This is a genomic window from Leptothermofonsia sp. ETS-13, from assembly GCF_049200465.1.
Taxonomy (GTDB): domain Bacteria; phylum Cyanobacteriota; class Cyanobacteriia; order Leptolyngbyales; family Leptolyngbyaceae; genus Leptothermofonsia.
The window spans coordinates 4,678,729-4,703,974 of sequence record NZ_CP120836.1; the positions used below are offsets into that span (position 1 = coordinate 4,678,729).

Genomic DNA, 25,246 nt, shown 5'->3' on the forward strand with positions numbered 1-25,246 from the left:
TCATATCCATGATTTGCAGGACTGAACAATCCTAATCGTTCCATTCACCACGAGGGGGAACGGGTGGATTCCGCTGAAGGTTACGGGATAGGTCATCATCGCGAGTCACTTCGCTTCTGAGCCACTGCCGAATAGCTACCTCAATGACTTTACTGGGATCATTCGTGAGGTGCTTGATCTGATTGAGTAAGTCAGCGTCAAGGTGAATAGAAATTTCAACTTTGTCAGGAGATGGACGGGAATGGATAGCGGACTCACTCATAGATCGGGGATAATGTAGATTGGCGATAAAGTTCCTTAAATTAAAAACCAGCCTGGAAAAGCATGGAATTTATCCTGTCTAAACCGGATTTTATGAAGTAAATACAAAGTACAACTGGGAGAACCTTAAAGGGATAGATATATCAATCTATGGCATAGAATACGCCTCATTCTTGTAAATTTTACATATCTCTCTATAAGAATACATCCGGGCAAGGAATACATCCGGGCAAGTGCTGGGAATCCAGTCTTTGCCAGTTGCTGTGCCTTGTGTAAGAAAGAATTACAATACGTTAAGCAGAATCTGCACGAATACCAGTCGGACTCATGCTGAACTCACGATGTGACATCAACCCCTATGACTGACGCGCCCGTCTCCCACATTCGCAATTTTTCAATCATTGCCCACATTGACCACGGGAAATCAACTCTGGCTGATCGTTTGTTACAGGCGACCGGAACGGTAGATGCACGAGAGATGAAAGAGCAGTTTCTCGACAACATGGAGCTAGAGCGAGAGCGGGGTATTACCATTAAGCTTCAGGCTGCTCGCATGAACTACACTGCGCGGGATGGCCAGCATTATGTATTGAACCTGATTGATACGCCAGGGCATGTGGACTTTTCCTATGAAGTTTCGCGATCGCTCGCCGCCTGCGAAGGGGCTTTGCTGGTTGTGGATGCATCTCAAGGGGTTGAAGCGCAAACTTTGGCCAATGTCTATCTGGCCCTGGAGCATGATCTGGAAATCATTCCCGTTTTGAACAAAATCGATTTGCCGGGAGCCGAGCCTGACCGGGTGAAGCAAGAAATCGAAGACATCATTGGGCTCGATTGCAGCGGCGCAATTATGGCATCAGCCAAAGAAGGGGTGGGGATTGATGAGATTCTAGAATCAATCGTCCATCTGGTTCCGCCGCCCCAGGACACCGTTGACCAACCGCTGCGGGCACTGATCTTCGATAGCTACTACGACCCTTACCGGGGAGTGATTGTCTACTTTCGGGTGATGGATGGCCGGGTTAAAAAGGGCGATCGCGTCCGCCTGATGGCATCCGGCAAAGAATACGAAATTGATGAGTTGGGCGTTCTCTCCCCCAACCAGATCCAGGTGGGAGAACTCCATGCCGGAGAAGTGGGTTACCTGGCAGCCGCCATTAAAGCGGTTGAAGATGCCCGCGTCGGCGACACCATTACACTGGCAACCTCACCTGCAAAAGAGCCGTTACCCGGTTATGTGGAAGCCAAACCCATGGTGTTCTGCGGCATGTTTCCGACCGATGCTGACCAGTTTGAAGACCTGCGCGAAGCCCTGGAGAAACTGAAGCTGAGTGATGCGGCTCTCAACTACGAACCAGAGACTTCCAGTGCTATGGGTTTTGGCTTCCGCTGCGGCTTCCTGGGTCTGCTACATATGGAAATTGTTCAGGAACGGTTGGAGCGGGAGTACGACCTGGACTTGATTACCACGGCTCCTTCAGTGGTTTATCGGGTAACAACGGTTAAGGGCGAGGTTCTGCTGATTGACAACCCCAGTAAATTGCCTGACCCCCAGTACCGGGAAAAGATTGAAGAACCCTATGTTCAGGTCGATATTTTTACACCGGAAGAATATGTCGGCACCCTGATGGAGTTGAGCCAGAGCCGCCGTGGAGTGTTTAAGGACATGAAGTATCTGACGCCGGGGCGGACGACATTAATTTATGAATTACCGCTGGCAGAGGTGGCAACTGACTTTTTTGACCAACTCAAGTCGCGATCGCGCGGGTACGCCAGCATGGAATACCAGCTCATTGGCTATCGAGAAAATCCCCTCGTCCGGTTAGACATTTTGATTAATGGCGATCCGGTCGATCCCCTGGCAACCATTGTCCACCGCGACAAAGCCTATGGTGTGGGGCGTGCCTTGACGGAAAAGCTAAAAGAATTGATTCCCCGCCATCAGTTCAAAATTCCCATTCAGGCTGCGATCGGCAGCAAAATCATTGCCAGTGAACACATTCCTGCTCTCCGTAAAGACGTACTGGCTAAGTGCTACGGCGGTGACATTTCCCGCAAGAAGAAACTGCTGCAAAAACAAGCTAAAGGTAAAAAGCGGATGAAGGCGATCGGGACAGTAGACGTTCCCCAAGAAGCTTTTATGGCAGTCCTGAAACTTGAACAATGACTTGAACAAGGATAAGTAGCCATCCTGTCTGGATTGAGAAAGGTTTTCTCACTAAGGAAAGCCTTCATAAGTCTCCTTTTTCGCAAACGGCTGGGAACGCTATACACACTATTGGCCCTGGATTTCAACTATTGGCCCTGGATTTCAAAGGTTATGCAGCCGCTAGCGCACTGACGTCTCTCCTGAGACCCTGGTGATAGGCGAAGCTATCACCAAAACAAAATCAATATTCCAGAGGTTTTGTTTGAGGTGAAAGAGTAGCGTAAGCTACTCTTTCACCGACAATCCGGGAAAACCCACTGACGAATTCTGATTCTGACTTAATCTGTCATTTGTCATCTGTCATTTGTAAAAACTCTGAAATATCAGGATTTTCCATTGAAGATTTAATGAATTCTTTGATGGAGGATTTTTCTGGCAGCAAAACTCTGTTAACTTTCTAAACAACTGATTGCCTCTTTCATCCACTTGCTTAAGAACGCCAGTACTCCGGGCATTTTTTCTATGAGTGATGGTTCTTCAACTAAAGGTTCCGGTTCATAGGGCATTCTTAAAGTAAAAGAGAAAAGAGTACCCGTGAGGTTCCTGAGTTTCTCTAAAGCCTTGCTTGATAGACAACCATCAGCCTGTATCTGTGCTCGGCTTCAATCGCCAAATAGTGTCTGCACCCAGCCTTTTCGTTGATTTTTCTTGATTATGAGAATTTTAGTTACTGGCGGCGCTGGTTTTATTGGTTCTCACTTGATCGACCGACTAATGTTAGACGGTCACGAAGTGATATGTCTGGATAACTTTTACACCGGGCATAAACGCAATATCCTGAAATGGCTCAACCATCCCTACTTTGAGCTGATCCGTCACGACATTACAGAACCCATCCGCCTAGAAGTTGACCAGATTTATCACCTGGCCTGCCCTGCTTCTCCGGTTCACTATCAGTACAACCCTGTGAAAACCATCAAAACCAATGTGATGGGAACGCTGAACATGTTGGGGCTGGCCAAGCGGGTCAAAGCCCGGTTCTTGTTGGCCTCGACCTCAGAAGTGTACGGTGATCCAGAAATTCATCCTCAATCAGAAGAGTACCGGGGAAACGTGAACCCGATTGGGATTCGCAGTTGCTATGACGAAGGGAAGCGAGTTGCTGAAACCCTCGCCTTCGACTACCACCGACAGAATGATGTGCAAATTCGGGTTGCTCGGATTTTTAATACTTACGGTCCCCGGATGCTGGAAAACGATGGTCGAGTAGTCAGCAATTTTGTGGTGCAGGCTCTGCGTGGTATTCCTTTAACCGTTTATGGTGATGGGTCCCAAACTCGTAGCTTTTGCTACGTATCAGATCTGGTAGATGGATTGATGCGATTGATGAATGGCGATCGCCTGGGACCAGTCAACCTGGGTAATCCAGAGGAATATACCATCTTGCAACTGGCGCAGACCGTTCAGCAAATGGTGAATCCCGACGCAGAAATTCAATTTAAGCCATTACCCCAAGATGATCCACGTCGTCGCCGTCCAGATATTACCAAAGCTCGAGAATGGCTGGGTTGGCAACCAACTGTACCGCTGCAAGAAGGGTTGAGGGAAACAATTGAAGATTTTCGCTCACGAATCAGTTATGCCGATGGAAAGGCATCCAAAGCAACTGTGCCTCCACTTGGATAGGTAGGTTCTTATAATAGCTTCTTTGAAGCAGCCTCTCGTCTCATAGGCAGTAGCATCTGCCGACTTCACACTGTTCGACCATTTCACCCTAAATAAATATTGACATTCTGAGGATTTTTCCATGCGTGTTTGTGTAATTGGTACCGGATACGTCGGCCTGGTTACTGGAGCCTGCCTTGCCCATACAGGTCACCATGTCATTTGTGTGGACAATAACGAAGAAAAAGTCAAATTAATGAAGTCGGGACGCTCTCCTATCTTTGAACCGGGGCTTTCGGAAATTATGCAGTCGGCCATTGATGCGGGACGAATTGAATTCACCACTGACCTGGCCGCAGGAGTTGCCCATGGACAAATTCTGTTTATCGCTGTAGGAACTCCAGCATTGCCTAATGGGGAGAGCGACACTCGTTATGTAGAAGCTGTTGCTCGTGGTATTGGTTCCCACCTCAATGGTGAGTATAAGGTGATTGTGAACAAATCTACTGTGCCCATTGGTTCTGGTGACTGGGTCAGAATGCTGGTATTAGATGGATACGCCGAGAAGAAAGCAGCAACCGCAACCCCTGTTTTGGCTGGTGGAGGCATCCCTGACACTGTTTCCTCAATCTTTAAGGAACCAGAGTTTGATGTCGTCAGCAATCCGGAGTTTTTGCGGGAAGGCTCGGCAGTTTATGACACCTTTAACCCGGATCGCATCGTGTTGGGCAGCAACAATCCCAGACCGATCGCCCTGATGCAAGAACTTTATGCGCCCATCGTACAACGCCAGTTTGCTGAAGATAAATCCCTTCCCCCAGTGCCCGTCGTGATCACAGACCTGAGTTCGGCAGAGATGATTAAGTATGCCGCAAACGCTTTTCTGGCGACCAAGATTAGCTTTATCAATGAGGTTGCGAATATCTGCGACCGCGTGGGTGCTGACGTGACAGAAGTTGCCAAGGGAATTGGGCTGGATTCCCGCATTGGTAGCAAATTTCTTCAAGCAGGCATTGGCTGGGGGGGCTCCTGTTTCCCTAAAGATGTGTCAGCGCTGATTCATACTGCAGATGATTACGGCTACGAAGCCCAACTGTTGAAGGCGGCTGTGAGTGTTAACCAGCATCAGCGGTTAATTGTGGTCGAAAAGCTCCAGCAGGTACTCAAGATTCTCAAAGGTAAGACCATCGGGCTGTTGGGACTGACGTTCAAACCTGATACAGATGACCTGCGGGATGCCCCAGCCTTAAACATTATCGAACAGCTTGCTCGCCTAGGCGCCAAGGTCAAAGCCTACGACCCGATCATTTCCCAGACGGGAATGCGCCATGGTTTGTCGAATGTCCTTGTAGAAACGGATCTGGAGCGCTTAGCCGATGGTTGTGATGCGCTGGTGCTGGTAACCGACTGGCAGCAGTTCCGCAATCTCGACTACACCAAAATGGCATCGCTGATGAATACACCCATTGTGATTGATGGACGCAATTTCCTGGATCGCAAATTGGTTGAGCAAGCAGGCTTCCGCTATGTTGGCGTCGGTAAGGGCTAGTATTGTAAACACTAAATTTTGCGACATGGAGTTCGGGGGCTTCCCCCAAGCAGGGGTGTAACCCCTGCACCCCAACAAAACTTTCGTTTTGCTGTACTATAGCGATCCTATTTGGATTGTGAGAAAGGATTTCTCAGGAATCCCTTCTCACAAAGCCTCTCAATCTCACGACTGATTTAGGACTGCTGTAGTGAGGGGTAGATGGGTGGATGAGTTTTGAGTTCTGAGTTTTGAGTTCCAGGTTAACTTTTTGGCTCTTAGCTTCTATAGCTCTACGCAGGTGCATTAGGACATTGGAATTAGAAAGGAGTGGGGGCTTTGCCCCCAGCTAGGGGTTCCACGCCTGCACCCCGTCCTAACCATAATGACTACCGCTATAACTCCCACCACCACTCTCCCACTCATCCACCCTTCCACTTTTCACATAGAAGGCCGTTCGGCGGCGATCGCAATTCGCACTCCAGGAATCTGACGCAGCTGATCCATCACCGCAACCACCCGACCGTGGTTGACGCGATCGTCGGCATTGATGACCACCACTGCCTGAGGGCTATTTCCCATCAAAGTCCGCACTCGTGCCTGAAGGTCTTCAATTTGGGCTGGTTCACGATTCAGTGATAACTGTCCCTGTCGATTAACGGTAACAACAATCTCATCTTTGAATTGGGTTTCTGCTGTAATGGCCTTGGGCAGGTTAACAGGTAATCCAGCCGAACGAGTAAGATAGAGCGCCGACATGATGAAAAACGTGAGTAGGGCAAAGATCACATCAATCATGGGAACGATGTTGATCTGAGGCGGAATGTCAGGTTCCTCAGGCAGGCGCATAGGGATACTTTCCTTGCTCGTAACGGCGACGGTAGAGAAGCTCTAGCTGCCCCCCGTATTCCTGAATCAACGCAGTTTGCCGTAGGTATAAACCTCGAAAGGTATTGGCAAACAGCAACGTAAAGATTGCCACAGCTAATCCAGAGGCTGTTGAAACCAGGGCTTCACTGATGCCAGCACTGACTTCGGCTGCATTCGTGCCTGCTACATCCCCCAATCGGAGAGAGGCAAAGGAGTTAATCAACCCCAAAACTGTCCCTAGCAAACCCAGCAGGGGTGACAGACTGATAATCGTTTCAAATACGGTGTTGAAGCGCTTTAGTAAAGGTAATTCAGCCTGAGCGGCACTCTCCAAAGCAAGACGAAATTCTTCCGGGGTTGGTCGCTCCAGTTCCAGAGCGGCAAGGAAGATACGGGCGATGGGCAGATCCAGGTTCTGCTCTAGCCTTAAAAAAGCCGCTCTAGGACTACGTTTATAAAGATCTAGCACTTCACGAACTACCGGATCTTGCCGCCGCACCACCCGCACCCAAAACCCAATTCGTTCCATGATCAGAGCCACTGCCAGGATTGAAAATCCCAGCAGTGGAACCATGACCACACCACCAGCCGTCAGTAAATTCCCAAATGGCATGAACCTTATACTAGGCAAGGCTAAAGAAGCTTGAGCAGCCCTTCAATAGCTTATCAGGTCAGTTTTTTCATTGGGGGGTTAAGAATCAGGCACCTGCAGACAGAATAAATGGTCAGTAAATTTCGCCACTAACCACTCACTGACAAACAATAACTAACAATCAGTTACCGAAACATACTGCTGACTGAGCTGTCCTCATGAATTCGCCAGATTGTCTCGCCCAGTAAATTCGCAACTGAAAGCACCGTCAACTGTGGGAAGCGCAATTCTTCAGACACAGGGATCGTATTAGTGACAATCACTTCTTCAAACAAACCACTCGACAATCGCTCGATCGCTGGCGGAGAAAACACAGCATGGGTCGCACAGGCATAAACTTGACGGGCACCATTTTCCTTCAAAATTCTTGCACCTTCCAAAATGGTGCCAGCGGTATCAATCATATCATCCACTAAAACCGCAGTTTTACCGGACACATCCCCAATTACGTTCATCACTTCGGCAACATTGTGAGCCTGCCGCCGTTTGTCAATAATGGCCAGGGGAGCATCATCCAATTTTTTTGCAAAAGCTCGGGCCCGTGCGACACCCCCCACATCCGGCGAAACCACAACCAGATCGGGAAGTTGCTTGCTTGATAGGTAGTCAATCAAGATAGGAGAGCCATACACATGATCGAGGGGAATATCAAAATAGCCCTGAATCTGAGCGGAGTGCAGATCCATTGCCAGCACACGACTTGCCCCTGCCTGGGTGATCAGGTTTGCCACCAGTTTTGCACTGATGGACTCCCGACCCGCTGTTTTGCGGTCTGCCCTTGCGTAGCCATAGTAAGGAATCACCGCCGTAATTTGCCGTGCGGAAGCGCGACGGCAAGCATCGATCATGATCAACAGTTCCATCAGGTGATCGTTCACCGGACGGCAGGTTGGTTGCAGCAGGTAGACATCACAGCCTCGAATGGATTCTTGAATCTGGATGTATAACTCACCATCCGCGAACCGTTTGCGAACCATGGGTCCCAGGTCCATTCCCAGATAGCGAGCAACCTCTTGAGCAAGGGGGATATTTGCCGAGCCAGAGAGCAGCCGCAGGCGGTTATTGTCAGTCAGAGATGGGAGAGTAGGTTGAGGAGTAGGAAGAGTAGCAGAGCGAATCACGACATGCCCTCGAACGCGTTCAACGCAATATTATCATTCAGGTTTGAAATTATCCGCTGAGAAAATGTCCTAAATGTTTAATTCATTTTATTTACAGAAAACTCATTAGTGCCAAACTAAAATTTGATGGTGAGCTATACAGCGTGGTGATAATCAAGTAACGTTATCACCAAAGCTAAACCCCTATTACAGAGAGCTTGAGGGGGATGAATAGAGTATTTCGAAGTATTTTCCCTCCCACACCCTGGAAGAGCCAACTAGATTTGCTTTACCGTTTGGCCCAACGGTAGATTTATAGCTGGCGTTGCTGAATTTGGGTATGAAATAGGTGCTATATGCTCGAAACTTTTTTCGATTGATATTGCTTTTCAGCAATGCCTTATAACTATAGCCACCAAGTTTAGGATAGGTGCAGGGGTTCCACCCCTAGCTGGGGGCAAGGCCTCCACACCCTCTTAAACCAATGTCCTAATCAACCTGGCATATCCTAATCAACCTAGCGACGGCTATATTTTACAGTATTCGATTAATTCGCAAAAATCTTCCGTAACTTCACTCAATTGTTCTCCAGAGTCTTTCAAACCTGAATGGTGTTACAGCGATCGCTGCCCCAATCAACTACTCAACAACTACTCAATATATATGCCTGCTCAGAATATACGCCTGCTCAGTTCAAGATCTGAAAATTGCACCGCTAGGGCTCGGGGACATCAAAATCGTAGAGAAAATCTGAATTACAGACTGTCATGTCAAAATAAAGACGCTTTTAAAGGCTAGAAAGCTTGAATTTATACGGTTTAAAGCTCTCCTTTCTATATTTATCTTGACTTTCTATATTTATCTTGACCCTTCGTGAATAATCCAGGCTAGGACACTGGTTTAAGGGGTGTGGGGCTCTACCCCTTTACCCCGTCCTGAGATTGGTGGCTATCACTATACCAGGATATGACGGATGTTGGTGGCGGGAAGTTTCAGGGGTGACAGGGGAAGACAGGTAGAGGCGTGCCCGTATTTCTCCTTTGAGAGGCGGAAGGGGGCTATTGGGTAGAAATTCTTTGCAAGGTTGGGAGGGGATGGGTACTTGCCTGAATGGTTTCCATAGCTGCTTCCTCCTGCCCATTTCTCTGAATGGGATAGCCCAGTTGTTGGGCGATCGCCGAAACCCGGTTGGGTCCAGCCTCTTGTAGCAGTTTCAGGATTTGAGCTGTTTGTGCCAGAAACCCTTCTACATCAATACCCGCATACTCTGGTTGGTAACTTCTTAATCGATTCATGCCTTCGCCCATGAGCACTACTGCCCCCTGCCAGTTCTGGTTGCCCAGGTGATAGAGTGCAACGGCGATCTGCAAAATTCCCTGATAAAACCTTCTGTCAGGTTCCGACGCTTCCATCCAAATGGCTTCCAGCGTATCGTGACAGGCATAGAACTGGCGCTGATTGAACTGCTCAACACCCTGCCAGAATTGGTCGGGTTGGTCGTTAGTCATCTAGAAGGGGGGAGGGAGGGGTTAGGAAGAAGAAAGAAGAAAGAAGCCAGGAGTTAGGAGTCAGGGATTGGGGAATGGGGGCTAGGGGCTAGGGGGCAGGCATTGAGACAACTCAGCACTCAACACTCATCCACCCATCCACTCATTCACCCTTTCACTTTACTTAAAACTCAAAACTTAATTAAATGGGCCTTGAAGCTGAAGCTGAAGGGGTTGATTGGGATTTATTGTGATGCCAGGAGTGTTTTGTACAGAGGGGAGAGGGTTTGATTCGATAGGTTGGCGATTTGGCTCTTGGACAGAGGGCCATAAAATCCAGCGGCTACCAGGAGGGAGGGTATGTAGCCCGGTAGGGTTTTGGGTCAGCCAGAGGATTGGAGTGCTGGGCAGGTTTTCGGCGTAGACATCTTCGCCTGGCTGTACGGCTGCCAGGGTTTCTAAAACAATCTGGCTACCTTGAACCACACCTGTACCAGCCGTCCACAGTTTAACGTTTATTTCGCGGTGGAGGGCATAGAAGTAGAGGGAGGCAGCAGCAATCACAGCTTGCTCAAAGTCGTCTGAAGGGGGCGTAGGAGGCCGGATTCGATCTCGCCAGGGAAGGGCACTGTCGAGGCAAATGACCAGTTCCTGCCCTCCCGTCAAAACTTCCAGTTCCCGAACCCGTAACTCGCCGTAGCGGGCGCTAGTGCGCCAGTGTACCAGGCGGGTAGGGTCTCCCCAGCGATAGGGGCGCAGGGAACGGGTAATGCCTTCAGTAGCTGCCTGGGTGCGGCGATCGCTGTTAAATTGCAAACTGGCCTCTCTTCCCATTTCATCTATCAGGGGGCAGTGGGTTAAGGGCAGGACTGTGGGGTAAACCACTGCTTTGGCTGGTTCGACCCGACTTCGCCGACACCAAAATAACCCCAAGGGCGCAGCTGTTCTTAGATTCACCGTTTGCCAGCGGTAGATACCCCGCTGTTGGGTGGGCTGAAAATAGACCCAGTGGTAATTGCCATTAGGCGGGATAGTTTCAATCGCTTTTGTCACGGGCTGACCTAGTACGTAGGGCAGCATGTCCTGAATCTGAATCAGGGTTTTGGGTTGAGCGGTTGGGTTTTCCAGTACCAGTTCAATAGTCAGATTATCCCCCATGCTGACCGGGTGGATAGGGTTGCGGTGGACATGAATGTTGCGTAGTATACGCTCAGGCAGAATGGCGGCGATCGCCAGCAGGGCGATGCCAACTCCGCTCAACACATATAGCCAACCCGCTAATGTGTTGGTCGCTGAAATGAAGAAAAAGATGGACAGGCTCCCTAACAGCCAGCCGCTGTAAGCAGGGGCTACCCATCGGGTTTCCAGCCATTCGGCAATTTGTGTGGCCTTGCTCATGTCAATCGTCAGGGTAGGTAGAAGCGCAGTTCTGGAAAAGATTTTTGTAGCGAGGCGATCGCTCACGGAAGGACCAGAACTCAGTAACAAGAATGCTTAAAAAAGCAGATCACTCGATGCGGACTCGATACAATTAGTGGATATTTATTAAGAGTGTTCGTAAATTCATTGCCATTTCCTGGCTCTGGAAGGGTTGCCCGATGCTCTCACGCTAGTTTACCCAGGGCGCTACCTGTTGAACGACTCGGCTCCAGCTCGATCTGCTTCTCTGACGACATCATCAACAAGAGAGAAACCTATGCACGGTTCTGCACCCCGACCTCATGATCATTTACCTGTTCCACCGCCCCCCCCGGCTCCTACGCCAATACAGGGGCAGCAGGTAGAAGCAAAGCCAGTCAGCACGATTGAGCAGATGGTTAGGGATGCCCACGCACGGCAGGCATCTGACATTCACATTCGGGTAGGAGAGCTACCCCGGTTTCGCATTCGAGGGCAAATGGTGCAGCCGCGAGATCAGGTGATGGTGACCCCTGAAATTTTTGAGCAATACCTGGCTGAAATTTTGACTCCTGAGCAAATAGAGCGGTTTAAACGAGATAAGGAGCTGGATACAGCCATCTTCTATCCTGGGTTTTTGCGGTGTCGGGTCAACTGTTTTGAAACGCTGCGGGGCGGAGCCATTGTGCTCCGGTTGATTTCGCTGGATGTTCCAACCATTGACGGTTTAGGGTTGCCGCCAGTTCTGAAACATCTGGCCAGCCAGCCCCAGGGTTTAATTCTGGTGACAGGCCCAACGGGTTCGGGAAAATCCACCACCATCGCGGCCATGATCCGGCACATGAATGAAACCCAAACCCGACACATTGTCTCTATTGAGGACCCGATTGAGTATGTCCACTCTTCCCAGCGGTGTTTGATCAGCCAGCGGGAGGTCGGGCTTCATACCCACGAGTTCCATAGCGCTTTGCGGTCTGTCCTGCGGGAAGATCCAGATGTGATTCTAATCGGGGAGATGCGCGATCGCATCACTGTCGATACCGCCCTGAAAGCTGCTCAAACTGGTCACCTGGTGTTGGGAACCCTGCACACCCGGAATGCGATCAATTCCATCAACCGTCTGCTCAACATCTACAACCCAGACGAGCAGCCAGCCATGCGGGTACAAATCACCGAATCATTGATTGCTGTGATCGCCCAGGTGCTGATTCCTACCACCGATGGTCGCCGGACGGCAGCCCATGAAATTCTGATTAACACCCCGGCTATGTCAGACTATCTGCTCAAAGGGGAAGAAGGGGAAGCCTTCCACCTGATGGAAACCGATACCAACGAAGGCATGCAGGTCCTCAACCAGGCCCTCTGCGACCTGGTGCTGTTGGGCAAAATCAGCCCCGACGATGCCGTACGTGCCTCAACCGATGCAGGCGATCTCCGTCGCCGCGTCAGAAACGAAGGGTTTGATCCCTCCAGAAATGCTGGCCGCGATTTTACCCATGCTTAAAAAGCAACAGGTAACAGCCAAAATCATACCTACCGCCCGTCGCCTGTTGCCCATTGCCTGAAGTTTATTTCCTCTATTTCCTTGCCAACTTCTTCTCCTTTGCCACCTTGCGCAGGCGAATAGATTTTGGGGTCACTTCCACCAACTCATCGGGGCCAATGTATTCCAGTGCTCGCTCCAGACTCATTTCTACAGGAGCCTGAAGCTGTACCAGTTCTTCGCCACCGGAGGCACGGTGGTTGGTCAACTGCTTGGTTTTACAGACGTTGAGTTCCAGATCTTGGGGACGATTATGTTCGCCCACGATCATGCCCTTGTAGACCCTAGTGCCGGGGGTAATAAAGAAGGCTCCGCGATCCTCGGCATTCTTCAACGCGTAGAAAGTGGCTACTCCCTCTTCAAAGGCGATCAGTACACCGTTGCGGCGGGCATCGATTTCACCACTGATGGGCCGGTAGTCCAGAAAACTGTGGTTCATAATGCCGTTGCCACGGGTCAGGCGCATAAATTCACCCCGAAACCCAATTAATCCGCGAGCCGGGATCACGAACTCTAGCTGAGTGCGACCTTTGGCCCCCACCTGCATGTCCTGCATTTCGCCCTTCCGCTGCCCCAGGCGTTCCATGCAGCTACCCACCGCATCTTCGGGAACATCCAGCACCAATGTTTCGTAAGGTTCACAGGGTTGACCATTGACTTCGCGGTAAATAACTTGAGGCTGAGACACCTGAAATTCGTAGCCTTCCCGCCGCATGGTTTCGATTAGGATGCCCAGATGGAGTTCGCCCCGACCCGAAACCAGAAACTTATCGGGTGAGTCGGTTTCTTCAACCCGGAGCGCAACATTAGTTTCCAGTTCGCGCATGAGGCGATCGCGTACCTGCCGTGAAGTGACCAGTTTCCCTTCCTGACCGGCGAATGGCGAATCATTCACCGAAAAGGTCATTTGTAATGTGGGTTCATCCACCTTAATCAACGGCAAAGCCTGGGGATTGTTGGGATCCGTAATGGTTTCGCCAATATTGGCATCGGCAAAGCCAGCCACTGCAACAATGTTTCCTGCCGAGGCTGACTCAATTTCAATCCGCTTCAACCCTTCAAAACCCATAAGCTTGGTGACTTTGGCTTTCACAATTTCGCCACTCTCTGTCACCAGTGCTGCCTGCTGCCCGGTTTGGATGGTGCCATTGTGAATCTTGCCAATGACAATCCGCCCCAGGTAATCGGAGTAATCCAGGGTGGTGACCTGAAGTTGAAGGGGTTTGTTGACGTCGCCAATGGGGGGTGGAACGTGATGCAGAAATGCCTCAAATAGAGGCTTCATGTCAATAGGCTCATCATCGAGCTGGGCGATCGCATACCCTGCCAGCCCCGATGCAAACAAGTAAGGAAACTCACACTGGTCATCATCAGCTCCCAGCTCCAGGAATAAATCCAACACCTTGTCAATGGCTCCATGGGGATCTGCCTGGGGGCGGTCAATTTTATTGACTAGAACAATGGGACGTAGCCCTTTTTCCAGCGCCTTTTTGAGTACGAAGCGCGTTTGGGGCATAGGGCCTTCATTCGCATCCACAATCAGCAGACAGCCATCCACCATCCCCAGTACTCGCTCAACCTCACCCCCAAAGTCAGCGTGACCGGGCGTATCAACAATGTTAATCAGGGTGTCTTTGTAGCGAACGGCGGTGTTCTTTGCCAGGATAGTGATTCCCCGCTCCCGTTCCAGGTCGTTGGAGTCCATCACACACTCAGGCACATCTTCGCCCTCCCGAAAGGTACCTGCCTGCTTGAGTAGTGCGTCTACGAGGGTAGTTTTGCCATGATCAACATGGGCAATGATAGCGACATTGCGAATCGGGAGAGTCATAGAGGAATACCGATGAAAAGCTAGGGCGTTAAGGCTAAAAACAGCTTCTTAAGAAAGTTTTCCCAAAATTCAATTGCAAACTCTGGTAAAGAAGCCTCAACAATTCTAACGTGTTTTCTGGCAAATCCAGGAAGTAAGGCAAGCCAACTTGTTCAGGTTTGTTCTATAGCGATAGCCACCAGGCTTAGGACGGGGTGCAGGGGTGGAACCCCTGGCTGGGGGCGAAGCCCTCACTCCCTCTCTAATTCCAATGTCCTAACGCACCTGCGTAGAGCTATAAGACGCGACAACAACGCTGGCTGAAGGCACTCCAGAATGGTCAAAGCCCAGCCACAGCCAGAGAGCTTGAAACTCTACGGGAGAAAAAGCTGGTGTACGAGTTGTATAGTTGGTGATCGTGCCTCTGGTCGGGAAGCTAAAAATCAGAATGGAAATGAGGGTAAGCGATCGCCCCTATCCTCGCAAACCTAAATTAACCCCAATGGGTAACAGTTCCAATCACCAGACCTGATAAATTGAAGCTGGGACATCCTCTCGCTGGGGTATGGGCATGACCGATGTTTTCATCTCTTACTCGCGCAAGGATAAGGACTTCGTCAAAGCCATTCATACGGCACTGGCAGAATCTGGACGCGAAGCCTGGGTAGACTGGCAGGACATTCCTCTGACTGCTGATTGGTGGCAGGAAATTGAACGGGGGATTGAAGCTGCCAACACATTCGTATTTATTCTTAGTTCTGATTCAGTTGAATCTAGGGTTTGTTACCAGGAAATTGAACACGCCGTCAAATATCACAAACGGTTAGTGCCCCTTGTGCGACGGGATGATTTTGCCGGTGATCAAGTTCATCCTGCTTTGAAACGGCACAATTGGTTGTTTTTTCAGGAAACCGATGATTTTGACCATGCATTTCACAAGTTGATAGAAACGATCGACACCGATCTGGAGCATGTAAAACAACATACGCGGATATTGGTGAAAGCGATCGAATGGAATCAAAAAGACCGCAATCCTGATTTGCTGTTGCGCGGCAGTGAACTGGAATTGGTGATTCAGTGGTTAACCCAGAATGTCAAGAAAGAACCGCGATCAACTCAGATTCAGCGTGACTATATCGGTGCCAGTCGTAAGGCCGAAAGTGATCGTCAGGAAGCTGAAATTCAACAACAGCGACTTCAAATTAAGCGGCAACGAATGTGGTTAGGGGCAGTTGCAGCGGTTTCTGTGGTTGCGATCGCTTCCGCGTTCACCGCATTTAACCAGTATCAGCAGGCTGAGCAACGGCGAGTTGCATCAGAAAAAAATGAGGTGAGTGCTCTGATTGCTTCTTCTGAAGCGCTGTTTAGCCTGAATAAGCGATTGGATGCACTTCTGCAAGGATTGAATGCAGCAAGATTACTGGAACAGGCAAGCTGGATAGATGACAACCTAAGGACGAAAGCAGTTGTCGCCCTTCAGCAAGCAGTTTACGGAGTACAAGAATACAACCGCCTAGAGGGACATACCAATCGTTTACAAAGCGTTAATTTCAGTCCAGATGGTCAGTTAATTGCTTCTGCCAGTGCAGATAATACGGCGATTCTGTGGAATCGGAATGGGCAATTAGTTAAACGTCTAACTGGACACCAGAATTTTGTGTATGACGTAAAGTTCAGCCCAGACGGAAAAAACATTGCGACAGCCGCTTCCGATAAAACTGTTAAAATCTGGAATCGTGAGGGTATTTTGCTTAAAACGCTTCAGGGATTATCCGATTCCGATGTCATGTTCAGTTCGGATAGCAAAACAATCATCATTTTCAATAAGGAGGGGCTGAAGTTTTACCAATTAGACGGAAAACTTCTTAAGGCATTTCAACCAGATTTGTTTCAAGATTACGGGCAAAATACTCGTGTGATGGCATACAGTCCAGATGGTCGAACGATAGCAACGGTTGAAGGAAAAGACGTGAAATTGAGAATGCTGAACAGCACTTTAGAGGCATCTCAAATCTTCAACCACGATACTGGTGTTAGGGATGTGAGCTTTAGTCCCGATGGAAAAACCATCGCAACGGCTGGAGGAGATGGCATTGTTAGAGTTTGGAACCTAACAGGGAAAAAATTGAGCCAATTTTCTGCAACAGGCACCAGCTACAGCGAGTTGTTTGGGATTGGAATTCGGTATGAATGGAATGAGACAGCAAAAAACTTAACCATTACAGAGGTGTTTGAGAATTCTCCTGCTCAAATTGCTAGATTGATGGTTGGAGATCGCATCCTTGCAGTCGATGGCAAACTCATCAGCGAGTTTAGATTTAATCAATCGGAAGCAAGCGATAGAATCAGAGGAAACGTGGGTACAGAGGTATCTTTGAAGGTTGAGCGCAAGGGAGGGGAGCTACGGGAAGTGGTTCTCCGTCGGGCGAAGGTTCGATTTTCATCCCCGGCTGAATTGATGAGTGTTCGCTTTAGCCCAAATGGCCAAACGCTTGCTACTGCGGGTGCTGATGGTTCTGTGAACTTGTGGCAATTGAATGGTGCTTTAGTTAAAGCATTCCCTGGACATGCTGGATTCGTTATCGGTGTCCGTTTTAGCCCTGACGGAAAGAGCTTGATTTCGGCTGGGTTTGACAACACGATCAGGCTTTGGCAGGTAAATGCTGGAGAATCAGCGCTATTTGACGGGCATACCCATGCTATCAACTGGATTAGTTTTAGCCCCGATGGAGAAACTTTCGCAACCAGTGGCTCAGATAAAACAGTTAAACTCTGGAATCGGAATGGCGAATTGCAAAAAACACTGGAGGGGCATAATCATTGGGTGAATGAAGCGAACTTCAGTTCGAGTGGCCAACTGATTGCATCTGCTAGCGCTGATAAAACGGTCAAGATTTGGAATCGAAATGGACACTTACTGCGGACACTTAAAGGTCATACAGACATGATTCGAGCAGTAGCCTTCAGTCCGGATGAGCAGTCTCTTGCCTCTGTCAGTGATGATAAGACCATTCGATTGTGGAACCTGGATGGTACGCTTCAGAAGGTAATTCAAGGACATAGTGATTACATCTATGGAGCCAGCTTTAGTCCTGATGGAGAACTACTGGCATCTGCCGGAGGAGATCGAACTGTAAAGCTATGGACTCGGAATGGAAACCTCTATAAAACTTTAGATGGGCACACTGACGTAATTTACGATGTCCGCTTTAGTCCTGATGGTCGACTTATTGCATCTGCTAGTAACGATACAACCGTGAAGTTATGGAATCGGAATGGGACTTTACTTAAAACCCTGCAAGGACATTCTCGTGGGGTAAGCAATGTTAATTTCAGTCCCAATGGAAAACTTTTAGCATCCAGTGGAGCAGATGGTCAATTAATTCTTTGGAGTCTAGAGAAACCTGTGGAGTCCAGGCAGGAAAATGCAGAATTATTGGAATGGGGTACGCTATTGTCCACCTTTGGTCGATTCAACGATCGTATTCAAGGTTTAAGCTTTAGTCCTGATGGAAAAGTTCTTGTAGCTGTTAATGAAACCAAAATCATGATGCTGAACCTGGACTTGCAGGATTTACTCGTGCAGGGCTGCCAATGGGTGGGAGACTACTTGAAAACCAACAGCAACCTGAAGGAGAGCGATCGCCACCTATGCGATGGAGTCAAAGATGAGCGCGATCGCTGACTCAGTGAAGTGTAGCCATTTCAACAAGAAGCTCCAGTTTCCGGTGCTTGCCGGAGACGCAAGAGCGCAAGAACTTTTCTGTAGGGATTAACCCAGCCAATCCGAAGATATTGCCCTTTCTCGTTCGCCAATCCAACATACCCAATGTCCTAACGCACCTGCGTAGAGCTATAGCTGAATGATCAGGTCGTTGACAGCCTGTTGACCATTGCGGAAGGAGAGATAGCCCACCAGTCCAACCGCTGTCATAATTTGCAGCACAAAAGGCAACACCAGAGTGGTGCGAAGACGAAACTTGCCTGGGGAGTTTCTGGCAGACTTACCAATCATTAATTCCATCTCCTCCCACGATCCACTCTTGTAAATCCCGTTCTGATTTCGCCACGTTAAATAAATGCAAACCAAAATCCCTTGACAGGTCTTCGCAAACTTTGATGCCGCGAGTGCTATTGCCTTTGGCATCGAGCGGTGGCGAAAAGGTGCCAACGCCCAACTTGCCGGGGACGACCGCAGTAATACCACCGCCTACGCCACTCTTGGCAGGCATGCCGACTCGGTAACACCACTCGCCCGATGCATCGTACATGCCACAGGTGAGCATCACACTGATCACATCCTGCACATACTGTTCATCGATCGCCCGCTCCTTCGTCACCGGATTTACGCCCCCGTTTGCCAGCGTTGCCGACAACATTGCCAGATCTTTTGCATTTACTAGAATGGAGCATTGCTGAAAATACAGATCCAACGTTTCATCAATTCTGTCGCTGACCATGCCAAAGTTCAGCATCAGGTAGGCCATCGCCCGGTTGCGGTAGCCCGTTGCCTTCTCCGACAAAAAGACAGGCACGTTAATGTCGTGATCCCGGCCAGTGTAGCGTTTGAACATCTCCAGCACTCGTTTCAGGCGTTCAGTGCCGTTTTTGCCTTTAATCAGGTCGGTAGTCGCGATCGCTCCCGCATTCACCATCGGGTTATAGGGACGGTTGGTGGCTTCATCCAGCACGATGGAGTTAAAAGCTTCCCCTGTCGGTTCCACACTCACCTTGCTATTCACATACGCTCGTCCGTGATCCTCCAACGCCAGGCCAAACACAAACGCTTTGGAAATGGACTGAATCGTAAACAACTTGTCGCAGTCACCCACTTCAAATACCTGCCCATTCTGTGTCACCACACAAATCCCAAACCATTCCGGTTTTGCTAGCGCCAGTTCGGGAATGTAATCTGCAACGGCTCCTTCATTGAGCGATCGATACTTCTCGTAAAGATCATTTAGATAATTGCGAAAGGGGGATGTAACTGCCGTAATGGAACTGGCAAGGGACTGCAAATCTCCTAAGTTTGACATGATGCTTACCCCTCAATAATTTGCTGTGCCACTTTGTGGAACTCCTGACTCACCGGATGTTCTGGGTATTTCACGCAAAACACCCCTTCACTGGCAAGTTGCACTACATCTTCCGAGAGGGGAAACACCCCCGCCACTGTCTCGTTGTAGGTTTCCTCCACTTTCTGTTTCAGAGCATCCAAATTCAACTTGCTGTGAGCTTTGTTGATTGCCAACAGCATTCTGCGAACATTCAATTGTCGTGCCACATCTATGGTCACCGCTGTACCCTGATAATCCTGCTTATCAGGACGCAAAATCAGAATCAGGATATGGGAGATGGCGATCGACAGAAAGGTCTCCTTCGATAAGCCAGGATGAGTATCAATGAACAAATAGTCCAATTGCAACCCCTTGACCAGATTGCGAAACCCGTCATTCATCAGCTTGACATCGTAGCCGTCCTTCAAAATTTTGGCGATGTCATCCGCTTTCACACTGGAAGGCACCAGAAACAGCTTACCTGTCCCATCTATGCCCACATTGGCACTGACATCATACGCTGCATCCTCAATTGGACTTTCACCCCACAAGTAGTTATTGAGGGTTTTACCCATCTGCTCTGGCTCTAGACAAAACAAATTATGAATCCCTGGAGAGGGAACGTCTGTATCAACCATGCCCACCCGGTTGCCTAGGGCAGCCACCGTCGTTGATAAGTTCGCAGCAAAGTTAGACTTGCCCGTACCACCTCGGTACGAGTGAATGGAAATGACTTTAGGCATATTAATGTCTAGTACGGCAAAACGAAAGTTTTGTTGAGGGTGTAGGGATGGAACCCCTGCCTGGGGGCGGAGCCCCTAAACTCCCATGTTGCAAAATTTAGTGTTTACAACACTAGTAGTCTGCCAAGCAGATTTTGAAGGTTGCAAACCTGGAAAAACCAATTTAGGGGTTTTTCCGGGTTTAGATAACCAGGCAAAGTTCCTTTGGTGAACCACTAGTGGTATAGAAGAGTTTTCTAAAGAAAATATCAGATAAACCCTGATAACAACAAAAACTCTAGCTTCCTTAATAAGCAACTATTTTCAAGGGAAAAAAGTATTGTTTGTTACGGATTTATTGGGTATTCGAATGCTCAATCCAACCCTTTAATGCAAATCCTGCAAATGATGAATGGTCTATGACTAACACAATGCATTGGTGTGGCAGCAGTGGCAGCACAACTTGGAATTGCTGATCATCTGGCAGATGGAGCAAAAAACGTAGAATTTTTAGCTAATACGGAATTGTGGAAGGCAGTATTGGTTGACTCGATTAAATAGCTTGAATCCAATCATCGAACAACTCGGTCAAGTGATGGATCAACACTTCACCCTACGTGGTAATCATCCCCCTGAACTGTTGGGTAACAACACTGGACCAATGGCGATCGAAACGCTTCTAGTGGCTTTATCCCTGATATATCACTCTAGGCGAAGTAAAACTGTCTCTAAATGCTGAAAGCCTCTCACCGCGTGCTGTTGGACATATACACTTTATTGTCGAATGTTTTGCAATATCGGAAATAAACTGTATATGCTGAGACCTTGACTGAGTAAAGGTTTCACCATTTTTGACTGAATTCACTTTTCCCGAAGTGGTTCAAGAGGGTTAGGATGAGGTGCACGGGCTCACCCCTGGCTGGGGGCGAGGCATCAGCTATGACGGTTCAAGCAACGCTAGGCTAGTAAGCGAAGAAGGGGTGCAGGAGTTCCACCCCTGGCTAGGGGCAAAGCCCCCACATCCCCTTAAAACCAATACCCTAAGCAACCTGGCGACAGCTATAGAAGTTACAGTGATCGCTCTCCTGGTATATCTGGGTCAAGTTTAACATTCACCCATGACCGATAATCTTTCTGCATAGCCCTAACCCAGGACGAAGCCAGCTAAAGGCAAAGGTCAGCGGCTGCAGTAGCTTCGAACTCAGCACCAGTGGTTTCCTTCAGGCCGCTCCAGCGCCATGTGTACGCCCGCATGGGCGTGAACTGATGGGATGAAAGTCCGCTGTGGTGGAACAAGCGTCCAAATGAACCCAAAAGTTCCGAGTGACGATAACCACTAGCTTAAGGCAAGGTTGCTCCTGCGAGGGAGTGTCTGGAGGAAGCCAGCGGCAAACCGACGAGCCGACGAACAGAAACGTCATAGAAGGCGAAGCCTCCTGGGTGAGTTGGCACAACACAACGAAACCCGTGGTTCAAGGGGCATCGTCAATGACGCGGTTGCGGCGGGACAGATCACGTTCTTATCTGGGGAGGTCTGTCTGGTTGCGGTTCGATGGACTATGGGAGTCTGATAGAGGTCTCGCGGGAAACGGCGAGGGAGCCACAGACCCCTAACGTCATCGAGGCAGCGCGCTTGAGAGTAATTTCGAGGGGGACACTGAACAGAAGTCAGCAGAAGCCATAGTAGTCCCTCCAGGATGAAGGGCTGAACATGAACGAACGAAGGAGGAGCGATGAACAACTCAAGCGCCTCCATGAACCCGGATGGGGAAGATGATGCTTGGCGCGCTGACATTGAGCCAGCCTTAGAGAACCTGATGACGCGAATCTTAAAGCGCGACAATGTGAAACGAGCTTGGGAACGAGTGAAATCGAACAAGGGGGCAGCTGGCAGTGATAGGATGACCTGAGACGATTGTCCGGCCTATGCCCGCGAGGATTGGGGTGAGATTCGCCAATCCCTAATGGAGGGCAACTACCAACCGCGCCCCCTGCGACGGGTGGTGATTCCCAAGCCCCAGGGCCAGGGAGAACGAAAGTTGGGGGTGCCTGATGTCGTTGACCGGGTGATCCAACAAGCCATCCTGCCAGTGCTGAGTCCCATCTTCGACCCTGGATTGTCCGAGTCCAATGATGGGAGCCGACCGAAACGTTCTGCTCACGGTGCCATCCGGCAGGTGAAGACCTTTGTTAAATCGTGTTAAATCGGGGGATCGGTATGCGGTTGACCTGAATCTGGAACAATTCTTTGATACAGTCAACCACGATGTATTGATGTCCCGCATTGCCCGTAAAGTAACTGACAAAGTGCTTTTAAGCCTCATCGGTCGTTACCTGAGAGCAGGAGTGCTAGTCGGTAGCACAATTCAGGCAACGGACAGGGGATGGCGAACATTCGCCGTTACCTGACCCAAACGCTGAAGCTTAGGGTCAATCGCGAGAAAAGTCGGGTGGTCAAGATCGAAGACCTGGAATACCTGGGGGTTACCTTCCGAGGCATTCAGATCTTGGCTTCGAACCAGGCTCTGCAAGACTTCAAACACCGACTCAAGGGTTAACTTGCCGCAACTGGGGAGTCTCGATGGCAGAACGAATCGAACGGTTGAACCGATACGTGCGAGGCTGGATGAACGACTTTGGCATTTCCTAACATTACAGTCCCATGGAGGAGTTAGAGGGTTGGTTGAGGCGGCGGATTCGGATGTGTTCCTGGAAGCAGTGGCGTAGACCCAGAACTCGCATCACCAACTTGCTCAAACTGGGGACAACAAAGCGTCAGGCGATTTTGACGGGCATTCGCCGTAAAGGCTATTGGCGCTTGTCAAAGACGTTCGCAACGCATACGGGAATGACCAATGAGTGGTTAGAGCCACAGAGGGGGCTATCGATTAGGCAACTTTGGATGCAAGTTCAAGGATATGCCTCATCAATCATCAGAGTTGTTTGTGCGTCTTCATGAGCCGCCCATTGCGGACCCGCATGATGGGAGGGGTGGGAGGGGAGAGTTAAATGCTCTCCTCGACCCGATTGTATGGCAATTGCAACACACTACCTTATCCTAAGGCTTTAGGTTGAGAGAAGCTACCAGCGATTGCAACTAACCAATCTACAAACTTTAGAATCAGTGTTTCTTTTGGGTGGTTTTCTAAATACACTGCCGAATAGTTCAACCTCTCCAGTGGCACATCAGGGAGTTGTACTAAGAAACGGAGTTGTACTAAGAAACCTAATGCCACATCATCAGCAACGTGGATATTGCTACATAACGCTACACCTTGACCTGCGATCGCCGCTTAAATAGCTAAACTGTCTTTGTTAAATTTAAGTCCACGATTTAAGTCGAAAGTGTTTAGCCCGCTGACTCTAAATCACTTTTCCCAATTAGGACATTTGCTCCAAAGTGAATCCACTCAAAATGCAGCAGATGATGATTGAAGTCTGTTTTGTCTAAGGCGAACGTTCCTTTACACTTGCTGTACTATCCCCCCTACTATAGTAAGTTTGATCCCATTGAACAGTGCTGAATCATTCTAGAACAGCATTGGAATGGTACTCAGCTCAAAGATGTGCCACAATGCCTGCTAGGGCACAAAGTATGCTCTAGCAATGTCTTTATCCCATTGTTCAGTTGAATCAAAAGGTTTACCAAAAAGAGATTTCGCTCTCTAAGTCAGTTATGAAAACAGTGGAGGGAAGATTAGAACGCAATCCATTGTTACCAATCCATTGTTACCCAGATGATATATCTTAGAGCGTGTCATCAATTGAGGCAGATAACAACAGCCGCCAGATAAATCCCACTCAGAACCATCTGTGCCAACTTGTCGTAGCGCGTTGCAATCGCCCGATACTGCTTCAGTTGGGCAGAGAAGTTTTCAATCAGAGGGCGTGCTTGGTAGAGGTGCTTGTTGTAGTCTCGCTGGGTTTTGCGGTTGCGCTTGGGGGGAATCACACACGTTTTGCCCTGCTGTTGCAATCGTTCAATCACTCGTGGGTTTGCATCATACCCCGTGTCTGCCAACAGGGTGTCTGCTTTGAGGTCGGTTAACAGCACATCCGCCCCATCCAAGTCACATGCCTGCGCAGGTGTGAGGTGAAACCCAAGCGGATTGCCTAAAGCATCAACCAAGGCATGAATTTTAGTACTCAATCCCCCGTTGCTGCGACCAATAGCTTGGGCATCGGCAGCCCCCCTTCTGCCCCGGCACTATATTGGTGGGCGCGCATAATCAGTCGAGCATCGCGTATTCAATGTCTGCATTGTGGGCTAACATCCTAAACACTCGCTCCCATACACCCGTTTTGGCCCACCGCCGAAACCGGGTGTGGACTTTGCGAAAGTGCCCAAATCGGTCTGGCAAGTCGCGCCAAGGGATGCCTGCTCGGTAGCGATACAAGACAGCTTCGACAAACAACCGATGGTCCTTCGCCTTGACTCCAACCCACTGGTCACTGCCAGCTAATAAATCTTTGATGCGTTCCCATTGGTCATCTCGTAAAGCATAGCGGCGAGTGGTCATGCTCAGCTTGTGGGATAAATGTCTGCTATCCCAGCTTACCTATTTGATGACACGCCCTAATCCAACTCATTTAATTCGGTACCCTCTTCTCCGGAAATTGCCTTAAGTCTTGCTAAAAGTGCCGTAAAGGAAATGATAGGTAAAACCTATAGTACAGGCAAAATCAGTGGGGTAACGTTGCGAAGCTCAAGACAAGCATTAACTGACTAGAACCAGTTATAAGCACTAAGTGTCGTTTAAGGACACTTAGTGCTTATTGTCCCAATCACCAACCTCTAACAAATAGCCTACCTTGGATGGAGCTAAGCGGATTCGAACCGCTGACCCCCTCAATGCCATTGAGGTGCGCTACCAACTGCGCTATAGCCCCTTATGCGTATTACATCATCCCTTGAGACTGGCTATTCGTCAAGTAATAGCGCGATAATTTGACTTAGACAATGACTGATATTGAATGATGGATGCTTCCAATTTTCTGAATCGC

The 25,246-nt window shown here is 49.2% G+C and carries 21 protein-coding genes, 1 tRNA gene and 1 pseudogene; 11 read left to right on the top strand and 12 right to left on the bottom strand.

Annotation, left to right across the window (positions count from 1 at the left end; translation table 11 throughout):
- Window positions 1-31: 31 nt before the first annotated feature.
- Window positions 32-262, bottom strand: coding sequence for a hypothetical protein (locus P4D80_RS21285; RefSeq protein WP_421656029.1), 231 nt, complete (start codon window positions 260-262; stop codon window positions 32-34).
- 357 nt (window positions 263-619) lie between these two features.
- On the opposite strand from P4D80_RS21285, the gene lepA reads away from it, so the two are divergent.
- The 3 genes from lepA (at window position 620) to P4D80_RS21300 (ending at window position 5,624) form a co-directional block, all read left to right on the top strand.
- Window positions 620-2,428: a translation elongation factor 4 gene (gene lepA / locus P4D80_RS21290; RefSeq protein WP_421656030.1), complete on the top strand. Its 1,809-nt coding sequence runs from the start codon at window positions 620-622 to the stop codon at window positions 2,426-2,428.
- A gap of 696 nt (window positions 2,429-3,124) precedes the next feature.
- Window positions 3,125-4,096 (top strand): UDP-glucuronic acid decarboxylase family protein, encoded by a 972-nt coding sequence (locus tag P4D80_RS21295; protein WP_421656031.1) that lies wholly within the window; start codon window positions 3,125-3,127, stop codon window positions 4,094-4,096.
- Window positions 4,097-4,217: 121 nt separating this feature from the next.
- Entirely contained in the window at window positions 4,218-5,624 is a 1,407-nt protein-coding gene (locus P4D80_RS21300; protein WP_421656032.1) for a UDP-glucose dehydrogenase family protein, read from the top strand.
- 420 nt (window positions 5,625-6,044) lie between these two features.
- On the opposite strand, the gene P4D80_RS21305 is transcribed toward P4D80_RS21300, so the two are convergent.
- The 5 genes from P4D80_RS21305 to P4D80_RS21325 all read right to left on the bottom strand — a co-directional run bounded on the left by P4D80_RS21305 (window position 6,045) and on the right by P4D80_RS21325 (window position 11,200).
- Window positions 6,045-6,452, bottom strand: coding sequence for an ExbD/TolR family protein (locus tag P4D80_RS21305; protein ID WP_421656033.1), 408 nt, complete (start codon window positions 6,450-6,452; stop codon window positions 6,045-6,047).
- Complete coding sequence (locus P4D80_RS21310; RefSeq protein WP_421656034.1) at window positions 6,439-7,086, bottom strand: MotA/TolQ/ExbB proton channel family protein; 648 nt, start codon at window positions 7,084-7,086, stop codon at window positions 6,439-6,441. The genes P4D80_RS21305 and P4D80_RS21310 overlap by 14 nt, the downstream gene beginning before the upstream one ends.
- 164 nt (window positions 7,087-7,250) lie before the next feature.
- Window positions 7,251-8,246, bottom strand: a complete 996-nt coding sequence (locus tag P4D80_RS21315) for a ribose-phosphate pyrophosphokinase (RefSeq protein ID WP_421656035.1) — start codon at window positions 8,244-8,246, stop codon at window positions 7,251-7,253.
- A 1,037-nt stretch (window positions 8,247-9,283) separates the two neighbouring features.
- Entirely contained in the window at window positions 9,284-9,733 is a 450-nt protein-coding gene (locus P4D80_RS21320; protein WP_421656036.1) for a DUF309 domain-containing protein, read from the bottom strand.
- 177 nt (window positions 9,734-9,910) lie between these two features.
- Window positions 9,911-11,200, bottom strand: coding sequence for a DUF58 domain-containing protein (locus tag P4D80_RS21325; protein WP_421656037.1), 1,290 nt, complete (start codon window positions 11,198-11,200; stop codon window positions 9,911-9,913).
- A 208-nt stretch (window positions 11,201-11,408) separates the two neighbouring features.
- Between P4D80_RS21325 and P4D80_RS21330 the strand changes: the two genes are divergently transcribed.
- Window positions 11,409-12,614: a type IV pilus twitching motility protein PilT gene (locus P4D80_RS21330; RefSeq protein ID WP_421656038.1), complete on the top strand. Its 1,206-nt coding sequence runs from the start codon at window positions 11,409-11,411 to the stop codon at window positions 12,612-12,614.
- 73 nt (window positions 12,615-12,687) lie between these two features.
- Here the strand turns inward: P4D80_RS21330 and typA are convergent, their stop codons facing one another.
- Window positions 12,688-14,484, bottom strand: a complete 1,797-nt coding sequence (typA, locus tag P4D80_RS21335; protein WP_421656039.1) for a translational GTPase TypA — start codon at window positions 14,482-14,484, stop codon at window positions 12,688-12,690.
- A gap of 550 nt (window positions 14,485-15,034) precedes the next feature.
- Here typA and P4D80_RS21340 point away from each other — a divergent pair.
- Complete coding sequence (locus P4D80_RS21340; protein WP_421656040.1) at window positions 15,035-18,148, top strand: TIR domain-containing protein; 3,114 nt, start codon at window positions 15,035-15,037, stop codon at window positions 18,146-18,148.
- 168 nt (window positions 18,149-18,316) lie between these two features.
- Here P4D80_RS21340 and P4D80_RS21345 read toward each other — a convergent pair whose 3' ends face one another.
- From P4D80_RS21345 to P4D80_RS21355, 3 genes are read right to left on the bottom strand one after another with little or no spacing between them, the layout of a single operon-like run.
- Window positions 18,317-18,478, bottom strand: coding sequence for a hypothetical protein (locus P4D80_RS21345; protein WP_421656041.1), 162 nt, complete (start codon window positions 18,476-18,478; stop codon window positions 18,317-18,319).
- Window positions 18,468-19,499 carry a glutaminase A gene (gene glsA / locus P4D80_RS21350; RefSeq protein ID WP_421656043.1) on the bottom strand — a complete coding sequence of 344 codons (1,032 nt, stop codon included), beginning with the start codon at window positions 19,497-19,499 and terminating at the stop codon, window positions 18,468-18,470. The genes P4D80_RS21345 and glsA overlap by 11 nt, the downstream gene beginning before the upstream one ends.
- A 5-nt stretch (window positions 19,500-19,504) precedes the next feature.
- Complete coding sequence (locus P4D80_RS21355) at window positions 19,505-20,263, bottom strand: MinD/ParA family ATP-binding protein (RefSeq protein ID WP_421656044.1); 759 nt, start codon at window positions 20,261-20,263, stop codon at window positions 19,505-19,507.
- A gap of 1,712 nt (window positions 20,264-21,975) precedes the next feature.
- On the opposite strand from P4D80_RS21355, the gene P4D80_RS21360 reads away from it, so the two are divergent.
- Genes P4D80_RS21360 through P4D80_RS21385 form a run of 6 tightly spaced genes read left to right on the top strand, consistent with a single transcriptional unit; the run spans window position 21,976 to window position 23,201 of the window.
- A complete protein-coding gene (locus P4D80_RS21360) occupies window positions 21,976-22,152 on the top strand; it encodes a hypothetical protein (RefSeq protein WP_421656045.1) in 177 nt (58 codons plus the stop codon).
- A gap of 54 nt (window positions 22,153-22,206) precedes the next feature.
- Window positions 22,207-22,446: a hypothetical protein gene (locus P4D80_RS21365; protein WP_421656046.1), complete on the top strand. Its 240-nt coding sequence runs from the start codon at window positions 22,207-22,209 to the stop codon at window positions 22,444-22,446.
- A complete protein-coding gene (locus P4D80_RS21370; RefSeq protein ID WP_421656047.1) occupies window positions 22,430-22,651 on the top strand; it encodes a hypothetical protein in 222 nt (73 codons plus the stop codon). The genes P4D80_RS21365 and P4D80_RS21370 overlap by 17 nt, the downstream gene beginning before the upstream one ends.
- Window positions 22,627-22,800, top strand: coding sequence for a hypothetical protein (locus P4D80_RS21375; RefSeq protein WP_421656048.1), 174 nt, complete (start codon window positions 22,627-22,629; stop codon window positions 22,798-22,800). The genes P4D80_RS21370 and P4D80_RS21375 overlap by 25 nt, the downstream gene beginning before the upstream one ends.
- Window positions 22,801-22,823: 23 nt before the next feature.
- A complete protein-coding gene (locus P4D80_RS21380; RefSeq protein ID WP_421659579.1) occupies window positions 22,824-22,892 on the top strand; it encodes a hypothetical protein in 69 nt (22 codons plus the stop codon).
- Window positions 22,893-22,904: 12 nt separating this feature from the next.
- Window positions 22,905-23,201 carry a hypothetical protein gene (locus P4D80_RS21385; protein ID WP_421656049.1) on the top strand — a complete coding sequence of 99 codons (297 nt, stop codon included), beginning with the start codon at window positions 22,905-22,907 and terminating at the stop codon, window positions 23,199-23,201.
- Between the two features lie 801 nt (window positions 23,202-24,002).
- On the opposite strand, the pseudogene P4D80_RS21390 reads toward P4D80_RS21385, so the two are convergent.
- Window positions 24,003-24,762: pseudogene (locus P4D80_RS21390) on the bottom strand (IS5 family transposase).
- Between the two features lie 297 nt (window positions 24,763-25,059).
- Window positions 25,060-25,132, bottom strand: a tRNA-Ala gene (locus tag P4D80_RS21395).
- Window positions 25,133-25,246 lie beyond the last annotated feature (114 nt).

Excerpts from the sequence above, each read along its gene's own strand:
- P4D80_RS21385 (WP_421656049.1), top strand. The coding sequence starts at position 22,905 with ATGGAGGAGTTAGAGGGTTGGTTGAGGCGGCGGATTCGGATGTGTTCC.
- P4D80_RS21295 (WP_421656031.1), top strand. The coding sequence starts at position 3,125 with ATGAGAATTTTAGTTACTGGCGGCGCTGGTTTTATTGGTTCTCACTTG.
- P4D80_RS21365 (WP_421656046.1), top strand. The coding sequence starts at position 22,207 with ATGGAGGGCAACTACCAACCGCGCCCCCTGCGACGGGTGGTGATTCCC.
- glsA (WP_421656043.1), bottom strand. The coding sequence starts at position 19,499 with ATGTCAAACTTAGGAGATTTGCAGTCCCTTGCCAGTTCCATTACGGCA.
- P4D80_RS21375 (WP_421656048.1), top strand. The coding sequence starts at position 22,627 with ATGGCGAACATTCGCCGTTACCTGACCCAAACGCTGAAGCTTAGGGTC.
- P4D80_RS21300 (WP_421656032.1), top strand. The coding sequence starts at position 4,218 with ATGCGTGTTTGTGTAATTGGTACCGGATACGTCGGCCTGGTTACTGGA.
- P4D80_RS21355 (WP_421656044.1), bottom strand. The coding sequence starts at position 20,263 with ATGCCTAAAGTCATTTCCATTCACTCGTACCGAGGTGGTACGGGCAAG.
- typA (WP_421656039.1), bottom strand. The coding sequence starts at position 14,484 with ATGACTCTCCCGATTCGCAATGTCGCTATCATTGCCCATGTTGATCAT.
- P4D80_RS21360 (WP_421656045.1), top strand. The coding sequence starts at position 21,976 with ATGAACAACTCAAGCGCCTCCATGAACCCGGATGGGGAAGATGATGCT.
- P4D80_RS21310 (WP_421656034.1), bottom strand. The coding sequence starts at position 7,086 with ATGCCATTTGGGAATTTACTGACGGCTGGTGGTGTGGTCATGGTTCCA.
- lepA (WP_421656030.1), top strand. The coding sequence starts at position 620 with ATGACTGACGCGCCCGTCTCCCACATTCGCAATTTTTCAATCATTGCC.
- P4D80_RS21285 (WP_421656029.1), bottom strand. The coding sequence starts at position 262 with ATGAGTGAGTCCGCTATCCATTCCCGTCCATCTCCTGACAAAGTTGAA.
- P4D80_RS21345 (WP_421656041.1), bottom strand. The coding sequence starts at position 18,478 with ATGATTGGTAAGTCTGCCAGAAACTCCCCAGGCAAGTTTCGTCTTCGC.
- P4D80_RS21330 (WP_421656038.1), top strand. The coding sequence starts at position 11,409 with ATGCACGGTTCTGCACCCCGACCTCATGATCATTTACCTGTTCCACCG.
- P4D80_RS21340 (WP_421656040.1), top strand. The coding sequence starts at position 15,035 with ATGACCGATGTTTTCATCTCTTACTCGCGCAAGGATAAGGACTTCGTC.
- P4D80_RS21305 (WP_421656033.1), bottom strand. The coding sequence starts at position 6,452 with ATGCGCCTGCCTGAGGAACCTGACATTCCGCCTCAGATCAACATCGTT.
- P4D80_RS21320 (WP_421656036.1), bottom strand. The coding sequence starts at position 9,733 with ATGACTAACGACCAACCCGACCAATTCTGGCAGGGTGTTGAGCAGTTC.